General features: G+C 57.7%; 2 rRNA genes. Both read right to left on the bottom strand.

The annotated features are described in order from the left end of the window. A 23S ribosomal RNA gene (locus ACR807_RS41625) occupies positions 1–265 on the bottom strand; the annotation flags it as partial. A 346-nt stretch (positions 266–611) separates the two neighbouring features. Continuing rightward, a 16S ribosomal RNA gene (locus tag ACR807_RS41630) occupies positions 612–2,128 on the bottom strand. Positions 2,129–2,262: the final 134 nt, after the last annotated feature.

Raw genomic sequence — 2,262 nt, forward strand, 5'->3', positions numbered from 1 at the left:
TCCGCTTTCGCTCGCCACTACTCACGGAATCACGGTTGTTTTCTCTTCCTGCGGGTACTGAGATGTTTCACTTCCCCGCGTTCCCTCCACATACCCTATGTGTTCAGGTATGGGTGACCCCACATGACTGGGGCCGGGTTTCCCCATTCGGACACCCTTGGATCTCAGCTCGGTTGACAGCTCCCCAAGGCTTTTCGCAGTCTCCTACGTCCTTCATCGGCTCCTGGTGCCAAGGCATCCACCGTATGCCCTTAATAACTTGCCACAAAGATGCTCGCATCCACTGTGCAGTTCTCAAAGAACAACCAGACACCCCGCCACACTGTCAACGCCTGCCAAGTTCACCCTGGCGGTTCGGAGACGGGCGGAGCCCTGTCGTTTCTCGCTGAGGAAAACACTCGCGTGTTCTCTCAGGACCCAACAGCGTACCGAACAAGAAACTCTGAACCCCTCGGTGACCCTTCCACGCCCTTGCGGACAGTACTAACTCACCGAGCAACCCGAAGTCTTGCATTAGCCAGCATCCACATATATGAGCTCCACCCGACGATCATTCGCCGTCGGCGTGGCCTCCACCTTGGTCCGAAGACCGCGGTGCAGATGCTCCTTAGAAAGGAGGTGATCCAGCCGCACCTTCCGGTACGGCTACCTTGTTACGACTTCGTCCCAATCGCCAGTCCCACCTTCGACCGCTCCCCCCCTTGCGGGTTGGGCCACGGGCTTCGGGTGTTACCGACTTTCGTGACGTGACGGGCGGTGTGTACAAGGCCCGGGAACGTATTCACCGCAGCGTTGCTGATCTGCGATTACTAGCGACTCCGACTTCACGGGGTCGAGTTGCAGACCCCGATCCGAACTGAGACCGGCTTTGTGGGATTCGCTCCACCTCACGGCTTCGCAGCCCTCTGTACCGGCCATTGTAGCATGTGTGAAGCCCTGGACATAAGGGGCATGATGACTTGACGTCATCCCCACCTTCCTCCGAGTTGACCCCGGCAGTCTCCCATGAGTCCCCGCCATAACGCGCTGGCAACATGGAACGAGGGTTGCGCTCGTTGCGGGACTTAACCCAACATCTCACGACACGAGCTGACGACAGCCATGCACCACCTGTACACCGGCCACAAGGGGGCCAATATCTCTACTGGTTTCCAGTGCATGTCAAGCCCAGGTAAGGTTCTTCGCGTTGCATCGAATTAATCCACATGCTCCGCCGCTTGTGCGGGCCCCCGTCAATTCCTTTGAGTTTTAGCCTTGCGGCCGTACTCCCCAGGCGGGGTGCTTAATGCGTTAGCTGCGGCACGGAGGACGTGGAAGTCCCCCACACCTAGCACCCACCGTTTACGGCGTGGACTACCAGGGTATCTAATCCTGTTCGCTCCCCACGCTTTCGCTCCTCAGCGTCAGTATCGGCCCAGAGACCCGCCTTCGCCACCGGTGTTCCTCCTGATATCTGCGCATTTCACCGCTACACCAGGAATTCCAGTCTCCCCTGCCGAACTCAAGTCTGCCCGTATCGACTGCAGGCTCCACGTTAAGCGTGAAGTTTTCACAGCCGACGCAACAAACCGCCTACGAGCTCTTTACGCCCAATAATTCCGGACAACGCTCGCACCCTACGTATTACCGCGGCTGCTGGCACGTAGTTAGCCGGTGCTTCTTCTGCGGGTACCGTCAGTTGCCCTTCGTCCCCGCTGAAAGAGGTTTACAACCCGAAGGCCGTCATCCCTCACGCGGCGTCGCTGCATCAGGCTTTCGCCCATTGTGCAATATTCCCCACTGCTGCCTCCCGTAGGAGTCTGGGCCGTGTCTCAGTCCCAGTGTGGCCGGTCACCCTCTCAGGCCGGCTACCCGTCGTCGCCTTGGTAGGCCATTACCCCACCAACAAGCTGATAGGCCGCGGGTCCATCCCATACCGCCGGAACTTTCCACCCACCACCATGCAGTGGCAGGTCGTATCCGGTATTAGACCTAGTTTCCCAGGCTTATCCCGGAGTACAGGGCAGGTTACCCACGTGTTACTCACCCGTTCGCCGCTCGTGTACCCCGAAGGGCCTTACCGCTCGACTTGCATGTGTTAAGCACGCCGCCAGCGTTCGTCCTGAGCCAGGATCAAACTCTCCAATAAGGAATGAGTTCGATCGCTCCGAACAACACTGACAAGTAATGTCAGTTGTCCAGTAACAATCTCAAAGGAATCCTCTTGACGAGGATCATAAATTTACTGGCTATTCGGCACGCTGTTGAGTTCTCAAAGAACAC

Source organism: Saccharothrix sabaoui, from assembly GCF_051756985.1.
In the GTDB taxonomy this organism is placed as follows: Bacteria; Actinomycetota; Actinomycetes; order Mycobacteriales; family Pseudonocardiaceae; genus Actinosynnema.